Source organism: Caballeronia sp. KNU42 (assembly GCF_053760385.1).
On the sequence record NZ_CM132388.1, the window covers coordinates 3,508,507 to 3,523,148 of the forward strand.

At 61.5% G+C, this 14,642-nt stretch carries 14 protein-coding genes; 9 read left to right on the forward strand and 5 right to left on the reverse strand.

The window, feature by feature from the left end:
• Positions 1-71: 71 nt before the first annotated feature.
• Both ACSOSP_RS15845 and thiL read right to left on the reverse strand, forming a co-directional pair.
• Positions 72-608, reverse strand: coding sequence for a phosphatidylglycerophosphatase A family protein (locus ACSOSP_RS15845; protein ID WP_455308138.1), 537 nt, complete (start codon positions 606-608; stop codon positions 72-74).
• A complete protein-coding gene (thiL, locus tag ACSOSP_RS15850; RefSeq protein ID WP_455308140.1) occupies positions 598-1,638 on the reverse strand; it encodes a thiamine-phosphate kinase in 1,041 nt (346 codons plus the stop codon). The genes ACSOSP_RS15845 and thiL overlap by 11 nt, the downstream gene beginning before the upstream one ends.
• A 256-nt stretch (positions 1,639-1,894) precedes the next feature.
• Here thiL and ACSOSP_RS15855 point away from each other — a divergent pair, with 256 nt between their 5' ends.
• The 3 genes from ACSOSP_RS15855 (at position 1,895) to ACSOSP_RS15865 (ending at position 5,869) form a co-directional block, all read left to right on the forward strand.
• On the forward strand, positions 1,895-4,201 hold the full coding sequence (locus ACSOSP_RS15855) for an NADP-dependent malic enzyme (protein WP_455308142.1): 2,307 nt from the start codon (positions 1,895-1,897) through the stop codon (positions 4,199-4,201).
• A gap of 586 nt (positions 4,202-4,787) precedes the next feature.
• A complete protein-coding gene (locus tag ACSOSP_RS15860; RefSeq protein WP_455308144.1) occupies positions 4,788-5,306 on the forward strand; it encodes a ribonuclease in 519 nt (172 codons plus the stop codon).
• A 5-nt stretch (positions 5,307-5,311) separates the two neighbouring features.
• Entirely contained in the window at positions 5,312-5,869 is a 558-nt protein-coding gene (locus ACSOSP_RS15865; RefSeq protein WP_213768530.1) for a barstar family protein, read from the forward strand.
• Between the two features lie 164 nt (positions 5,870-6,033).
• Here the strand turns inward: ACSOSP_RS15865 and ACSOSP_RS15870 are convergent, their stop codons facing one another.
• Together ACSOSP_RS15870 and ACSOSP_RS15875 are read right to left on the reverse strand one after the other, a co-directional pair.
• Positions 6,034-6,771 carry a 16S rRNA (uracil(1498)-N(3))-methyltransferase gene (locus ACSOSP_RS15870; RefSeq protein WP_455308146.1) on the reverse strand — a complete coding sequence of 246 codons (738 nt, stop codon included), beginning with the start codon at positions 6,769-6,771 and terminating at the stop codon, positions 6,034-6,036.
• A 111-nt stretch (positions 6,772-6,882) separates the two neighbouring features.
• Positions 6,883-7,296: a VOC family protein gene (locus ACSOSP_RS15875; RefSeq protein ID WP_455308148.1), complete on the reverse strand. Its 414-nt coding sequence runs from the start codon at positions 7,294-7,296 to the stop codon at positions 6,883-6,885.
• Positions 7,297-7,679: 383 nt separating this feature from the next.
• Between ACSOSP_RS15875 and tkt the strand changes: the two genes are divergently transcribed.
• Together tkt and gap are read left to right on the forward strand one after the other, a co-directional pair.
• Entirely contained in the window at positions 7,680-9,710 is a 2,031-nt protein-coding gene (tkt, locus tag ACSOSP_RS15880; protein WP_455308150.1) for a transketolase, read from the forward strand.
• A gap of 93 nt (positions 9,711-9,803) precedes the next feature.
• Positions 9,804-10,814 carry a type I glyceraldehyde-3-phosphate dehydrogenase gene (gap, locus tag ACSOSP_RS15885; RefSeq protein WP_455308152.1) on the forward strand — a complete coding sequence of 337 codons (1,011 nt, stop codon included), beginning with the start codon at positions 9,804-9,806 and terminating at the stop codon, positions 10,812-10,814.
• 128 nt (positions 10,815-10,942) lie between these two features.
• On the opposite strand, the gene fur is transcribed toward gap, so the two are convergent.
• Entirely contained in the window at positions 10,943-11,371 is a 429-nt protein-coding gene (gene fur / locus ACSOSP_RS15890) for a ferric iron uptake transcriptional regulator (protein ID WP_455308154.1), read from the reverse strand.
• A 201-nt stretch (positions 11,372-11,572) separates the two neighbouring features.
• Between fur and ACSOSP_RS15895 the strand changes: the two genes are divergently transcribed.
• From ACSOSP_RS15895 to ACSOSP_RS15910, 4 genes are all read left to right on the forward strand, one after another.
• A complete protein-coding gene (locus ACSOSP_RS15895) occupies positions 11,573-12,424 on the forward strand; it encodes an outer membrane protein assembly factor BamE (RefSeq protein ID WP_455308156.1) in 852 nt (283 codons plus the stop codon).
• A gap of 160 nt (positions 12,425-12,584) precedes the next feature.
• A complete protein-coding gene (gene dapB / locus ACSOSP_RS15900) occupies positions 12,585-13,382 on the forward strand; it encodes a 4-hydroxy-tetrahydrodipicolinate reductase (RefSeq protein WP_455308158.1) in 798 nt (265 codons plus the stop codon).
• A 57-nt stretch (positions 13,383-13,439) separates the two neighbouring features.
• The gene (locus ACSOSP_RS15905) at positions 13,440-14,144 is read left to right on the forward strand and encodes a MotA/TolQ/ExbB proton channel family protein (protein WP_455308160.1); all 705 of its coding nucleotides are present in this window, start codon (positions 13,440-13,442) and stop codon (positions 14,142-14,144) included.
• Positions 14,145-14,202: 58 nt separating this feature from the next.
• The gene (locus tag ACSOSP_RS15910) at positions 14,203-14,628 is read left to right on the forward strand and encodes an ExbD/TolR family protein (RefSeq protein ID WP_455308162.1); all 426 of its coding nucleotides are present in this window, start codon (positions 14,203-14,205) and stop codon (positions 14,626-14,628) included.
• The last annotated feature ends 14 nt before the right edge of the window (positions 14,629-14,642 follow it).

The window sequence follows — 14,642 nt, forward strand, 5'->3', positions numbered from 1 at the left end:
CCTCGGGTGGGGGCGGTCGGAAACGTGAGATGCAGGCACGGCGGGTGTCAGTACGGAAATCAGCACAGAAATCAAATGGTCATGCGCCATAGCGCGATCACGAGCAGCGTGAAGAACGCAGCGGCAATGTCGTCGAACATGATGCCGAAACCGCCTTTCAACCGGCGGTCGAAATAGCTGATGGGCGGCGGTTTCACCATGTCGAAGAAACGGAACACGATGAACGCCCACAACTGCCCGGTGAACGTGGCGGGCGTGACGAACAGCAACACCAGCCAGAACGCGATGATCTCGTCCCACACCACCGGCGACGGATCGGAAATGCCCATTTTCTTCGCCGTGAAACCGCAGAACCAGCAACCGGCCACGAAACCCACGCCGATCAGCACGGCCCATTCGGCGACCGTCAGGTGCGGGTTGAACACCACGAACGACGCCCACGCGAACAAGGTGCCGACCGTGCCGGGCGCGATGGGCGACAAGCCGCTGCCGAAGCCGAGCGACAGGATATGCAGCGGATGCGACAGCATGAAGCGCGCGCTTGTCCGGCGCGATGGTTTCGGGCGTGGTGTGTCGTCGATAGTGTCGATGATCGGATCAGTCTGCATGAAAATGGTCGAAGCCCGTGTCTGGCATGAAAACCGGACCAGTGTTGTCGCGCCAGTCGATGAGCGGCTGGTCTTGGGGCGTGCCGGACGTGCCGGAAGCCGCTCGTCCTTCAGCGGCCAGACCCTCGATTGTACCGATACGCGTCAACAAAACTTTCTGCGCCTTTCCGATCCGCTCGATGTCGGCCCTCACGGAGGCCGGCGCGGTGAAGCAGAGCTCGTAGTCGTCGCCACCCGCCACGATGCAATGCAGCTGCGCGGTGTCGGGCAGCGCGGCGAGCGTGCCGGAGCGCGGTATCTGATCGATATTCACCGTCGCCCGCACGTTCGAGCGCTTCAGGATATGGAGCAGGTCGCCGGCGAGACCGTCGGAGATATCGAGAGCCGCGTGCGCGATTCCCCGCAGCGCGATGCCCAACCCCACGCGCGGTTCCGGTTGTTCGAGCGCCTTGATCGCGATGGCTTCGTCGGCAGGATCTTTCATCGACCATTCGCCGCGGCGGATGCCGAGCCCGGCACGCGCGCCGCCGAGCACGCCAGACACCCATATGTCGTCGCCCGGGTGTGCCGCGTCGCGACGCAGCGCCTGCGCGGCCGGGACGTCGCCGAACACGGTAATGCTGATGCACACGTGAGGGCCGCCGGTTGTATCGCCGCCAATCAGCTCGCAGCCGTGCTGCTTCGCCATGTGGAAAAGACCGCTGCTGAATGCTTCGAGCCAGCTTTCATCGGCTTTCGGCATCGATAACGCAAGGGTGAACGCGCGCGGCTTCGCGCCCATGGCGGCCAAGTCCGAGAGGTTCACTGCCAGCGCCTTGTAACCCAGCGACCACGGCGAGACATCGGGGAAAAAATGGCGGCCCGACACGAGCATATCGGTGGAGATCGCCAGGTGCTCGCCGTGCTTCGGGGCGAGCAGCGCGCAGTCGTCGCCGATGCCGAGCGTCGCCTTCGGCTCGTCGTCCGTTGCCGGGAACGCGGCGGCGGGCTGGGAGAAATATCGGTCGATCAGGGAAAACTCTGAGAGCATCGGCGATCCGGCAATGTCGAGGAAGAGAGTAAGAGACGTATATGACGATGCGCGCCTGTTGACGCGCGTTTCATCTCAATAACGGAATTTTGCGGCGTGAACCCGCTGCCGGCGTGGCGGTCATGCTGCTTTTCCAGGCCTTGTCCGAATGGGCTATGCGCCGTGAATAGCCGGTATTGCCATCCGGAGAGCCCGTTGATTGGCGCTACAATGCGTTCGAACATCTATTCTAATCTCGCCTAAAGCCAGACGCCTCATGACCACTCCAGCCGATAACGCCAAAGCCAAACTCCGCGAAGCCGCGCTCGATTACCACGAGTTTCCGACCCCTGGCAAAATCGCGATTGCCCCCACCAAGCAGATGATCAACCAGCGCGATCTCGCGCTGGCCTATTCACCGGGCGTGGCTTTCGCGTGCGAGGAAATCGTCGCTGATCCGCTGAATGCCGCGCGTTTTACCGCGCGCAGCAACCTGGTCGGCGTCGTGACGAACGGCACCGCGGTGCTCGGGCTTGGCAATATCGGCCCTCTCGCGTCGAAGCCGGTCATGGAAGGCAAGGCAGTGCTGTTCAAGAAGTTCGCCGGTATCGACGTATTCGACATCGAGCTGAACGAGATGGACCCGCTGAAGCTCGTCGACGTGATCTGCGCTTTGGAGCCCACGTTCGGCGGGATCAACCTGGAAGACATCAAGGCGCCGGATTGCTTCATCGTGGAGCGGGAATGCCGCAAGCGCATGAAGATCCCGGTATTCCACGACGACCAGCACGGCACGGCTATCGTGGTCGCGGCGGCTCTTACCAACGGCCTGGTCGTGGTCGGCAAGAAGATTGAAGAAGTGAAGCTGGTTGCTTCGGGCGCGGGCGCGGCGGCCCTGGCCTGCCTGGACCTGCTGGTCGAACTCGGCATGAAGCTTGAAAACATATTCGTGACGGATCTGGCCGGCGTGGTCTACAAGGGCCGCGTGGAATTGATGGACCCGGACAAGGAACGTTTTGCGCGCGAAACCTCGGCGCGTACGCTCGCTGATGTCATGGAAGGCGCCGACGTGTTTCTCGGCCTGTCCGCCGGCGGCGTGTTGAAGCAGGACATGGTCAAGGGCATGGCGCAAAAGCCGCTGATTCTCGCGCTCGCCAACCCGACGCCGGAAATCCTGCCGGAACTCGCGCTGGAAGTGCGCCCCGACGCCGTGCTTGCTACGGGCCGCACCGACTATCCGAACCAGGTCAACAACGTGTTGTGCTTCCCGTTCATCTTCCGCGGCGCACTCGACGCAGGTGCGAGCACGATCACGCGCGAGATGGAAATTGCTGCGGTGAACGCGATTGCGGAACTGGCGCGGCAGGAACAAAGCGATATCGTGGCGACGGCTTACGGCATCCAGGACCTGTCGTTTGGTCCCGAGTACCTGATTCCGAAACCGTTCGACCCGCGCCTGATCGTGAAGATCGCGCCGGCCGTGGCCAAGGCCGCGATGGAGTCAGGCGTGGCCACGCGTCCCATTGAAGACATGGACGCCTACGAACAGCATTTGCAGCAGTTCGTCTATCACAGCGGCACGACCATGAAGCCCGTGTTCCAGCTCGCCCGCAGCGTGGAGCCGGACAAGAAGCGCATTGTGTTTGCCGAAGGCGAAGAGGAGCGCGTGCTGCGCGCCGTGCAGATCGCGGTAGACGAGAAGATCGCCAAGCCAATTCTGATCGGACGCCCGGCCGTGATCGCGCAGCGCATCACGAAGTACGGCTTGCGTTTGACGCCGGGCGTGGACTTCACCGTTGTGGATACGGATCACGACGAGCGTTATCGTGACTTCTGGCAGACGTATCACACCATGATGGCCAGGAAGGGCATCAGCGCGCAGATGGCGAAGCTGGAGATGCGCCGCCGCACCACGCTGATCGGCGCGATGCTGGTGAAGAAGGGCGAAGCGGACGGCATGATCTGCGGCACGATCAGCACGACGCACCGCCACCTGCATTTCGTCGATCAGGTGATCGGCAAGAAGGAGGGCTGCAGCGTCTACGCGGCAATGAATGCGCTGGTGCTGCCGGGCCGCCAGATTTTCATTGTCGACACGCACGTGAACGTGGACCCGACCCCCGAGCAGCTTTGCGAGATCACGATCATGGCGGCGGAAGAAGTGCGCCGCTTCGGTATCGTGCCTAAGATCGCGCTGCTGTCGCATTCGAACTTCGGCACCAGCAACGCGCCGACAGCCATCAAGATGCGCGACACGCTGGCATTGCTGCGCGAGCGTGCGCCGGACCTGGACGTAGACGGCGAAATGCACGGCGACGTGGCGCTGGATGCCAACCTGCGTCGCGAAGTTTTGCCGGAGTCTACGCTGGTGGGCGACGCGAATTTGCTCGTACTGCCGAATATCGATGCTGCGAATATTTCGTACAACCTGCTCAAGACGGCGGCCGGCAATAACATCGCCATTGGGCCAATGCTGTTGGGCGCGGCTCAGCCGGTGCATGTGCTGACGGCGTCGGCTACGGTTCGCCGGATCGTCAACATGACGGCGTTGCTGGTGGCGGACGCCACGGCGGTGGCGCGGTAGGGGTTCAAAACCCGCGCGGGAGCGGCGGGTGCGAGTAGAACGCCGGGAAGTGAGATGGCAGAAGAGGGATTGCGACGAGAGGGATTGCGACGACTAGCCGCAATCCCTCTTTCAATTTGTACTATCTTTGCCCAGCCTGGACGGAGCATCCGCTCGACTTCACTGTCCGAATCATCCGGCTGGCTGCGGTCCCCGGACGAAAAAAAGGCGTGCCGGCTGAACCGGCACGCCACGAGGCATGCAAGGGGATTTGCTTTCTCCTCCAAACAGCGATGATGCCGGCTTTGCGCCGTGGGAGCTTCGCGAGAGAGGCGACGCTGGTTCCACTCCCCAAATCACGCATGAAGTCATTATTCAACCAATCAGGATAAATGTATCTCAGTTTAGTCCTAATCATGATCGAGACCTATTTTTAAATCGTCATCGAAAAAGCGCTGGCGAGCCGCATATAACGGGCAGATACGAGGCGAAAAGCGCCTGAAAAACGGGCATCTTCCGAACCAACGTTGATTCCCGGTGTCATTAGCGATACCCTTACGTCTTTCATGGTCGTCATATTTTTGGGTTCAAAGCGGGGACAGGTTTCGTGAAGCGCGCGTGGTTTTGTGGATTTATCGTGGCGCTTTCCTGGGTGTTGAGCGGCTGCGGGAAAAGCGGGCCGGATTCCCAAAGCCCGGCTGCGAACGCCTCTGCAGTAGCGTCGCAGGCAGAACCGCCGCACGTGTTGCAAGACAAGGACAAGCTGAAAAGCGATCCGCGCGCAGAGAGCTGGCGCGATACCGCCTCAGCGGGTTCGGAGCCGTCGCAGACTACCGTCGACGCCGCGCAATTGCCGAAACAGGCCATTGTGACGCTGCGGCGGATCGAGGCTGGCGGGCCGTTTCCGTATGAGAAAGACGGCGTCGTGTTTGGCAACCGCGAGCGTATGCTGCCGCCGCATCCACGCGGCTTTTACCACGAGTACACCGTTCCTACGCCGCGCGCCCGCGATCGCGGCGCACGTCGGATCGTATGTGGCGGGCCCCGTCGGCAGATCGACAACTGCTTCTATACCGACGACCATTACGTGAGTTTTAAACGCATTGCGGGATCAACTTCGGGATGAACGGCATGAGCGACAACATCTACGCGCACGACAACGGTGTCGCGGGTGATCTTTTCGCCGGCGATGGCAACATGTTCCAGCGAGTTTTGCGACTCCGCACGACAGACGAAAATCGACCCGACGACGAACAGAGCACGGCGCTGTCATCATTGAACGAGGGGTCTATGAGTCTTTTCAAGACGGTGCGATCGAATATCGTGCAGTCGATCCGTGCTTTCAGGGTTCAGGATCTCGCCGACGAAGCGAGCAAGCTGGGCCAGCATTTCCTTTACGCGTACTGCGGCCAGGCTCAGAGCAAGCAGGAAGTGCTCGAGACCATCGCCACGTCGTTTCTGTTTCCCAAGCACTTTGGGAAGAACTACGACGCGCTGTACGACAGTCTCACCGACCTCGTGCACAAAGCCGGTTCCCAGCCGGGTTTCGTGATCGTGCTGGAAGCGTTGCCTGTTGCGCAGAAATTTGACAAGGAAGGGCGCGAGACCCTGCTCGACGTGTTTCGCGAAGCCGCGGAATTCTGGGCGGAACGGCGTGTGGCGTTCAGGGTGTTTTACTCGTTCGCCTGAGCCGTTCACGCCTGCGTTCCGGACCTCGTTCCGCACGCAAGGCTCTGCAGCTTTGGCAGCGCATAGTGGTTAGAAAGCCAGTTGTCGTCTGTTGAGCGCAGGCGTCGACTGGCTTTTTTGCGTTTTATTTCGAGACAGATCGGAGCGGGGGGGGGCTATTCCCTTCACCAGCCGCCCCAGCGTGCGGCGAGCGCCCCAAGGACTGCTATACCTGCCGTTTCGGTGCGCAGTACGCGAGGTCCGAGGCCGAGGGTGGCAAAACCGGCATCGACAATAGTTGCTTCCTCTGCCGGCGAAAACCCGGCTTCCGGCCCGATAGCGATGGTCACCGGCGCGCTAGGCGCGCTTGCAGGTAAAGACGCAAACCCAAGTTGAGCCCGTGGAGACAGCAGCAGCCGCAACTCGCCGGGTTCGGCGGGCGGCAGATTCCCGAGCCATTTATCCAGGTCCAGAGGCGCCGCGACATCCGGCACCCGATTTCGTCCGCATTGCTCACACGCGGCGCGCACCAGCGCTTGCCAATGCCCCTGCCGGCGCGCCGCGCGATCACCCGACAGCCGCACCACGCCACGCTCGGCCGTGAGAGGCACGACGGACAACACTCCCAGTTCCACCGCCTTCTCGATCAGCCAATCCATCTTGTCGCCGCCCGCCACACCTTGCGCCAGGGTGATTCGATACGGCGGCTCGGCTTCGCGGTCGATGAATTCATCGAGTTGCACGGTCGCGGTGCGCTTGCCGATTTCAACCAGACGTGCACGATATTCACCGCCCGAGCCGTTGAAGAGATGGACGGTGTCGTCCGATTGCAGGCGCAGGACGTGAACATGGCGGACGACATCGTCGGGAAGGGACAGGATTTCACCGGCGACAAGCGGTGCGGCAACAAAGAAACGTGGCATGAAGTAGTGACTCGCCCGGATGCTGCAAAGCGCGCGGGCAGGGAAGTGGCAGGTGTTTGGGTGCTATCCGTTCTGCGTTCGATAATCGACGCAGAACGCGACGGACCCAGCCTAATTCAAATGCCGGGCGATTGCCCAGCGATACCCGTCCGGGTCTTCGAACTGCGCAAAACGATCGCCCCAGTACTGGTCCTGCGGTTCGATCAGCGGCTTCGCGCCGACCGCGATTGCACGTGTGAACGCGGCGTCGACATCGTCGACATAAAGATAAAACGATTGCGGCGCCATCAGGCCCGTGCTTTTTGGCGTCTTCGCGTGCGAGCCATACGCGCCTTCAGGGGCGAACATCAGGATCAACTGGCCCCGATATGTCATTTCGACGTGGATCACGGCGCCGTCGTCGTTGACGCTGTCACGCACCGCAAAACCTAGCGCCTGTTCGTAGAAGCCGGTGGAGACACGGGCGTCGCGAACGGTCAGGTAAGGCGTGAGCCACGGCACATCGGCGGGGCGGGGGTCGGACATAAGGGCTTCTCCTCGAGCTCGGCTTGATCGATGCATTGTGCCATGGCGCCCCTTGGCACAAGGGCCGGGCCACGGAGGCTGCACGGGTTTCTGTTGCTGCGCTACGTCGCGTCGGCGCGATCGCTACGCGCAGTGTCGATGCAGGGAGCGTGCCCGCCGACAGCATTCGTTATGATTCATGTTTCCGACGGCCGATTCCCTTCGGCGCCCCCTGCTTCTGCGCTGCCCTCGCGCCAGCGTCTCAAAGTCGTCTGCTAGAATGACCGGCTTCCGATCCTCTTCGTTTCTCGTCGCTCCGGGTGTTGAAAACGTAGCTTCATCGTTCGCTCCGGTGCGTCGCCCAGAATCATCCCAGGATCTTTTCAGGACCTACCGGACTCGACATGACGACCCCGACTTCCAGCCAGACCACCCTGATGGCCAACGCAATCCGTGCGTTGGCAATGGACGCCGTTCAGCAAGCCAACTCCGGCCACCCGGGCATGCCAATGGGCATGGCGGAAATCGGCGTCGCGCTCTGGTCGCGTCACCTGAAGCACAACCCGGCCAACCCGCACTGGGCTGACCGCGATCGTTTTGTCCTGTCGAACGGTCATGGTTCCATGCTGCTGTACTCGTTGCTGCACCTGACCGGCTACGACCTGCCGATCAACGAACTCAAGAACTTCCGCCAACTGCATTCGAAGACGCCGGGACACCCGGAATACGGCATGACGCCGGGCGTTGAAACGACGACCGGCCCGCTTGGCCAGGGTCTGGCGAACGCGGTCGGCATGGCGCTCGCCGAAGCGCTGCTCGCGGCGGAGTTCAACAAGGACGGCACGAAGATCGTCGACCATCACACGTACGTGTTCCTTGGCGACGGCTGCATGATGGAAGGCATCTCGCACGAAGCCTGCTCGTTCGCCGGCACGCTCAAGCTGCACAAACTGATCGCGCTGTACGACGACAACGGTATTTCTATCGATGGTCACGTCGAACACTGGTTCCACGACGACACCCCGAAGCGCTTCGAAGCGTACGGCTGGAACGTGATCCGCGCGGTCGACGGCCACAACGTGGACGCGGTGGACGCGGCCATTGCGCAAGCCAAGAACTCCGATAAACCCACGCTGATCTGCTGCCGTACGACTATCGGCAAGGGAGCGCCGACCAAGCAAGGCAGCCACGATTCGCACGGCGCGCCGCTGGGCGCCAAGGAAATCGCCGACGCCCGTGCCGGTATGGGCTGGAGCTGGGAACCGTTCGTGATTCCGCAGGAAGTTTATGCCGCGTGGGACGCGAAGGAAGCGGGCGCGCACGCGGAAAGCGAATGGAACAAGCAATTCGATGCCTACCGCGCAAAGCATTCGGCCGAAGCCGCCGAGTTCGTGCGCCGGATGAACGGCGAACTGCCGGCTAAGTGGGTACAGGACGCGAAGGACATTATTGAAGCCGCGAACCAGAAGGGCGAAACCATTGCCACGCGCAAGGCGTCGCAGCAGACGCTGGACGGCTTGGCCGCCGCGCTGCCGGAACTGCTCGGCGGTTCCGCCGACCTGACGGGTTCCAACCTGACCAACTGGAAGGCATCGAAGCCGGTGCGTGCTGGTGAGAACACCAACGAGATCCAGTGGGGCAACCACATCAACTACGGTGTGCGCGAATTCGGCATGAGCGCGGCAATCAACGGTCTCGTGCTGCATGGCGGCTATCGTCCGTTTGGCGGCACGTTCCTGACCTTCTCTGACTACAGCCGCAACGCACTGCGCGTAGCTGCACTCATGAAGGCGCCGTCCATCTTCGTGTTTACGCACGATTCGATCGGCTTGGGCGAAGACGGTCCGACGCACCAGTCGGTCGAACAAACGTCGAGCTTGCGGCTGATTCCGCACCTGCAAGTGTGGCGTCCGGCAGATACCGTCGAGACCGCCGTCGCATGGACGCACGCCATTGAGCACAAGGGGCCGTCGGCGCTGATTTTCACGCGTCAGAACCTGCTGTTCTCGCCGCGTAACGACGTGCAGATCGCGAACATTTCGAAGGGCGGCTATGTGCTGCGTGACTGGAACGACGATATCCCCGCACGCAAGATCATCCTGATCGCGACGGGCTCGGAAGTCGAACTGGCGCTGAAGGCCGGCGAGAAACTGGCGCAGGAAGGCATCGGCGCGCGCATCGTGTCCATGCCGTGTACGAACGCGTTCGATCTGCAAGACCAGGAATATCGCGACCGCGTGTTGCCGAAGGGCGTCGTGCGCGTGGCGATCGAAGCCGGCGTGACCGATTTCTGGCGCAAGTATGTGGGACTCGAAGGCGGCGTGGTGGGTATCGATTCGTTCGGCGAATCAGCACCCGCCGGCGAGCTTTTCAAGTATTTCGGCTTCACCGTCGAGCATGTCGTGGAGACGGCAAAAGCCGCGCTCGCGGGCTGATATCGGGCGCTGGGCGAGGAGCTTTCACGGCTCTCACCCGGCGAACCGGCAGCAGCGAACTGGAACTTTTTTTCAGCCATCAGGAGATAGACCATGACGATTCGCGTTGCAATCAACGGCTACGGCCGGATCGGCCGCAATACGCTGCGCGCCTTCTATGAAAACGGCAAGAAGCACGACATTGAGATCGTTGCGATCAATGACCTCGGAGACGCCGCCACGAACGCGCACCTGACGCAGTACGACACAGCGCACGGCAAGTTCCCGGGCGAAGTCTCGGTGGATGGCGATTACCTCGTAGTGAACGGCGACCGCATCCGCGTGCTGGCCAATCGCAACCCGGCCGAATTGCCGTGGGGCGAACTGAACGTGGACATCGTGCTGGAATGCACGGGTTTTTTCACGACGAAAGAGAAGGCCAGCGCGCACATCAAGGGCGGCGCGAAGAAGGTCATCATCTCGGCGCCGGGCGGCAAGGACGTTGATGCGACCATCGTCTATGGCGTGAATCACCATGTGCTGAAGGCGTCGGATACGGTGATCTCGAATGCATCGTGCACGACGAACTGCCTGGCGCCGCTTGTCAAACCGTTGAACGACAAGATCGGCCTGGTGAATGGGTTGATGACGACGATCCACGCGTACACGAACGACCAGGTTCTGACGGACGTGTATCACGAGGACCTGCGCCGCGCGCGCTCGGCCACGCACAGCCAGATCCCGGCGAAGACGGGCGCTGCGTCGGCGGTGAGCCTGGTGCTGCCGGAACTGGCGGGCAAGCTGGACGGTTACGCCATTCGCGTGCCGACCATCAATGTGTCGATCGTCGACCTGTCGTTCATCGCTGCACGCGACACGACCGTGGACGAAGTGAATTCGATCATGAAGGAAGCATCGGAAGGCGCGTTGAAGGGCATCCTGGGCTACAACACGGCGCCGCTGGTGTCGATCGACTTCAACCACAACCCGGCTTCGTCCACGTTCGACGCCACGCTGACGAAGGTGTCGGGCCGTCTGGTGAAGGTCTCGAGCTGGTACGACAACGAGTGGGGCTTCTCGAACCGCATGCTGGACACGGCTGTGGCATTGGCGAATGCGAAGTAATAGCGCGCGATAGAGCCGCAAAGTAACGCGGTGAAATCAAGCCGAAAAAAAGCCGCCGGTTTGCAAGAACCGGCGGCTTTTTCACGCTTGGCGCGCAAACGTCACGAGCCAGGAACGGTCTTTCGAAATCAGTTCTTCCTGTGCGGGCAATGATCCTTCGTGCAGGTGCCATACAGCGCGAGCGCATGCTCATGCAGCTTGAAGCCGCGTTCTTTGGCGATATCCTGCTGACGGCTTTCAATCTCCGCGTCGAAGAACTCTTCCACCATGCCGCAGTCCAGACATACCAGATGGTCATGATGAGTGCCTTCGTTCAGCTCGAAGACAGCTTTGCCCGACTCGAAGTTGCTGCGGGAAAGCAGGCCTGCTTGTTCGAACTGCGTGAGCACGCGGTAAACGGTCGCCAGACCGATGTCGAGCTCCTCATGCAACAGGTTTCTATACACGTCTTCTGCAGTCAGGTGACGCACAGGACTATGCTGGAAAATCTCAAGTATCTTGAGCCGGGGCAAGGTTGCCTTCAGCCCGATATTTTTCAGATCGGCGGGATTGGTCATCGCTAGGCATCCCTAGAGTACAATTCAAGGTTCTCATAGTAATGCGTTTTTACCGTTCCGGTCACCATCCGAACGAAATGGCGCGATCTCCGAAAGACTCCGAAACTTCTTGCGCCCCCACGGGCGATGGGCCAGGCGAAGGGTGAAATGAAGGGTGAAATGTTTCTAAAATCTTTATTGAATAGCCGGGAGAGCCGTCGTATGCGCGGAACTTTGATCGCTGCCGCCACTATGACCATCCTGGCCGGTTGTTCCACTTACGATAGCGTTACGCAGAGCTTCGCGCAGCACATCACACCGTATCGGATCACGGTAGTGCAGGGGAACTTCGTTTCGGCGGAAGCGGCGAGCCAGATGAAAGTCGGCTTGACGCGTGACCAGGTGAAGGCGCTGCTCGGCACGCCGTTGCTGGCGGACATGTTCCATGCGGACCGCTGGGACTACGTCTTCTATTTCAAGCGCGGTTCCACGTCGGTCGTGCAGCAGCGTGATTTCGTCGTGCTGTTCGCGGGCAATACCGTCGCGAGCTGGTCGGGCGGCGAGAATTTGCCGTCGAATCTTGAGTTGCTGGCTGAAATTGACGGCGATAAGGGCGTCAAGCTGGCCGCCGCTACGGCTGCGGCCACGGCCGCGTCGGCCAAGGGCGCCAGCGCAGCAGACGCCGTTGCCGCAGCGGGTACGTCCGCCGGCGGGACGGGGCTCACCGCAGGGGCAAGTGCGCCGGGGCTCCAGCCGGATGCATCGAATGCGTCGAACGCATTTGCCGGCGACGCGAACCAGCAAGCCGCCCAGGCCGCCAATCGCGCGACCGACGCCGTGCAGACACCGACGGGCCGCACCCGCTCGTCGGCCATGCCGACCGTGCCGGGCAACCCGGGATTGCCGCCGAATGTCAGCGCCACGGGCAACTCGCAGATCCAGTTGCAGCGTCGCCCGAACCCCGTCACGATCCCGGACAGCAGCGCTGTAGGTCCGCAAGGTACGTCGCCTGTTCCTTCGAACACCGGCAACGGTCTGGGCGCGTCCTCCGTGCCCGCGACGACGACCAACTAAGCAGAAGGGCGGGCTTTGCCCGCCTGTTTCACGCGGTTGCGTCGAGCTCTTTCCTGTTCGGGTGGCCGCGTGCCAAGCGGCGGCGGCCGCAGCGCTTGCATGCTTCTGACTTCGTAGCCCTTCGTAGCACTTCGTAGCTTCAACTCACGCGAGACACGCCATGAAAATCGCCATTGCCGGCGCATCGGGCCGCATGGGCCGCATGCTGATCGAAACCGTTCTCAAGGACGCCAACACCACGCTGGCCGGTGCGCTCGACCGCACCGGAGCGCCGCAACTCGGCCAGGACGCAGGTGCGTTCCTCGGGCAAGAGACGGGCGTTTTGCTGACGGACGATATCGAACAGGTTTTCGCGAACGCGGACCTGCTGATCGACTTCACGCGTCCCGAAGGCACGCTAGTGCATCTGGAAGCGGCGTTGCGGCATAACGTGAAACTGGTCGTCGGTACGACCGGTTTCGACGATGAGCAGAAAGCCCAATTGCGCGCCGCCGGTGAAAAAATCGGTATCGTGTTTGCGCCGAACATGAGCGTGGGCGTGAACGTGACGCTCAAGCTGCTCGAGTTCGCGGCTCGGCATTTCGCCGAGGGCTATGACATCGAGATTATCGAGGCGCATCACCGGCACAAAATTGACGCGCCGTCAGGCACCGCGCTTGCGATGGGTGAAACCATTGCCCACGCGCTCGGCCGCGAGCTGAAGGACTGCGCCGTGTATGGCCGCGAAGGCGTGACCGGAGAACGCGATCCATCGACCATCGGTTTCGCGGCGATTCGCGGCGGCGATATTGTCGGCGATCACACCGTGCTGTTCGCGGGCATTGGCGAGCGGATCGAGATCACGCACAAATCGGCCAACCGGCTGTCATACGCGCAGGGCTCGTTGCGCGCCGTGCACTTTCTCGCGGGCCGCGAGCGCGGGTTCTTCGACATGCAGGACGTGCTCGGTTTGCGCTGAGCCTGAGGCTGCTTCTCAGTCTGCTTCTGAGCCAACAACATCCGGGGTTTTCGTCCGATGGCTACAACCGGCATCATCCATTACTTGCAGAGCAGCGACGGCATTACGCATGGCGTCGCGGGCGTGCTTCTGGCCATGTCGGTGGCGAGCTGGTGTTTTCTCATCGTGAAGGCCTGGGTCCTCGTGCGAGCAAAGCGTCAGGGGCCGCGCGCCGTGCAGCGTTTCTGGCAAGCACCGACGCTGGCCGAGGGCATCGCTGAATTGCGTAAGGTGGATCGGGAAGGCGTGTATTTACCGCTTGCGGTTGCTGCATGGCGAGCCACGGAAGCTGAGATGCCGGGCGCGCTGATCGCGCATGTGGAACCCGGCGAGCGCGTGTTGCGCGCGTTGCGGCATGCATTGCTGGCATCGCAAAGACGGCTTGAGTTTGGGCAGGTTCTGCTGGCGTCGGTGGGAAGTACTGCGCCGTTTGTCGGACTGCTCGGCACCGTGTGGGGCATTTATCACGCGCTCGGCAGCATTGCAGCGAGCGGGCAGGCGATGATCGAAAACGTCGCGGGCCCGGTGGGTGAGGCGCTCATCATGACAGCGTTTGGTCTGGTCGTGGCCATCCCGGCCGTGCTTGCCTACAACGTGCTGGGCCGGCTTGTACGGCAGATATCCGAGGAACTGGACGGTTTCGCGCACGATCTGCACGCTTACACGAGCGGCGTGGCGCCGCGCCGCGCCAAGAGCGCGCCGGTTCAAGACCGCGTGGTTTAACCAAGGTCCACGCACCAGCCGGCCCTTCAATACCCCGCACCCGGACGAGCACATCATCATGGCATTCGGCGGACTTGACAAGAAATCGAACGGCGCTCCCATGGCGGAGATCAACATGACGCCGTTGATCGATGTCATGTTGGTGCTGCTGGTGATTTTCATCATCACGGCACCGTTGTTCACGCACGCAATCCGGCTGGATTTGCCGAAGGTCGCGTCGCAAGTCGCGCGTGAGACGCCGGAGACGATCACGCTTTCCATCGACGATTCCGGCAAGCTCTACTGGAATGACAAGCCGATCAGCTTCGACCAGATGCGCCAGCAATTCGGCGACGCGGGTAAACAACCGACACCGCCGGAGATTCATCTGAGAGCATCGAAAGAAACGCGCTATGACGTAATCGCGCAAGTGATGGGCGCGGCGCAGGCTGCGGGTTTGAGCAAGATTGGCTTCGTGACGGAGCCAGGCAAACCGAGCCGCTGATTCTCGACCTAATG